Annotated in this window: 3 protein-coding genes; all 3 read right to left on the bottom strand. The window is 76.4% G+C overall.

Annotated features, from left to right (window positions below; genetic code table 11):
* On the bottom strand, positions 1-313 hold a 313-nt coding region (locus B0E54_RS32265), incomplete at its 3' end, for an urease accessory protein UreD (RefSeq protein WP_234591621.1).
* A complete protein-coding gene (gene ureG, locus B0E54_RS32260) occupies positions 313-1,092 on the bottom strand; it encodes an urease accessory protein UreG (RefSeq protein ID WP_234591619.1) in 780 nt (259 codons plus the stop codon). The genes ureG and B0E54_RS32265, both read right to left, overlap by 1 nt.
* Positions 1,082-1,629, bottom strand: a 548-nt coding sequence (locus B0E54_RS32255; protein ID WP_234591618.1) for an urease accessory protein UreF, incomplete at its 5' end; no start/stop codon positions are given. The genes ureG and B0E54_RS32255, both read right to left, overlap by 11 nt.

The raw sequence follows: 1,629 nt of genomic DNA, 5'->3' as shown, positions 1-1,629 counted from the left end.
GCCAGTGCAGCGCGGCGCCGTCGTGCACGACCGCCCGCACCGCCATCCGCGACACCGCGCCGGGCCGGCCGGGCAGGGCCACCGACGCGGCGACGCTGTGCACCCGTACCGCCGCTCCCGGCCCCACGTCGATCTCCAGGCGCAGGTCGTCGCCGGCGAGCGGGCCGGCGGCCCCGCCCACGACGTGCACTGTCGCGACGCCGGCATCGCCCGGCGTCTGCCGCAACAGCAGCGGCGTCTCGCCGTGCACCTCGGTCAGGACCGTGCCGCCCCGGCCGTCGGCCCGGGCCACCAGCCGGGCGAACGCTCGCATCAGGCCGGGCCGGCCGGAGCGGCGACGGGGTGCAGGACCGCGTGGTGGGCCAACTCGTGGCGGATCCAGTCGGCGACCCGACCCGCCGTCGGGTCGCCGACGATCGACAGAAAGACGGTCGGGAGGTCGCCGCGCCGGGCCCGCGCGTCCCGGTCCATCACCGCGAGGTCGGCGCCCACCATGGGCGCCAGGTCGGTCTTGTTGATCACGAGGAGGTCGGCGGACGTGACCCCGGGCCCGCCCTTGCGCGGCACCTTGTCCCCGCCGGCCACGTCGACCACGAAGATCTGCCTGTCGACCAGGCCCCGGCTGAACGTGGCGGTCAGGTTGTCCCCGCCGCTCTCCACCAGCACCAGGTCCAGCGGACCGAGCGCCTCGGCCAGTTCGTCCACGGCGTCGAGGTTGGCGCCGATGTCATCACGGATGGCGGTGTGCGGGCAGCACCCCGTCTCCACGGCGCGGATCCGGGCCGGGTCCAGGACGCCGGCCCGCTTGAGGAAGTCGGCGTCCTCGGTGGTGTAGATGTCGTTGGTCACCACCCCGAGCCGCAACTCGTCGGCGAACGCCCGGCACAGGGCGGCCACCAGGGCAGTCTTGCCGGACCCGACCGGCCCGCCGATGCCGACCCGCAGCGCCCGGCCCGACCGTGCCAGCGGCGGGTGCGGGTCCACCCCCGGCTCGGGATGGGTGTGCGGAACTGTCTCGTCGTGCGGTGGGACCGGCCCGGCGGCGGATGCAGCGGCGGGTACAGCGGTCGGCTCAACAGTGTCAGGACGCAAAGAGACGCACCTCCCAGGTGGCATGGACTTCGGCGGATATGTCGGCGAGCGGGGCCGCGGCGGCCGGCAGCCGCTCGGGTGGATCGTCGGCGGCCCGGGCCGCGTCGGCGGCGGTGCCGTCGCAGAGGTCGGCGAGGCCGACCAGCAGGGCCTGGACGTGGTACGGGTCGAGGCCGAGCAGACGTACGCCGGCGCTGGCCGCACCGGTCACCGTCCCGTACGCGGCGACCGTGGCGGTCTCGGTGCGGCTCAGCCCGGCGGCGGCGCAGAGCAGCCCGAGCACCAGCGGCTGGTGCGCTCCTTGAGGTGTGGCGGGCAGGTCACCGAACGGCGCCTGTGGCCAGATGGCCCGTCCGGCGCGCAGCAGCGCCCGCCCCTGGCGGCGGGACACCGCGCGCAGCGCCGGAGCGGCGGTCCGCGCGTCCAGCTCCGCGTCGAGCCGGGCCAGCGCAACCGCCCGTCCGGCGGAATCGGCCGCACCCGACCCCCCGGTGTGATCGGCAGGCGTACCCGCCCGCCCGGCGGGATGGCCCCGGC

Origin of the sequence: Micromonospora sp. MH99 (assembly GCF_021442385.1) — a bacterium.
Lineage (GTDB): Bacteria > Actinomycetota > Actinomycetes > Mycobacteriales > Micromonosporaceae > Micromonospora.
The sequence above is the reverse complement of the archived record's forward strand: the minus strand, read 5'-3'. Positions and strand labels throughout refer to the sequence as shown.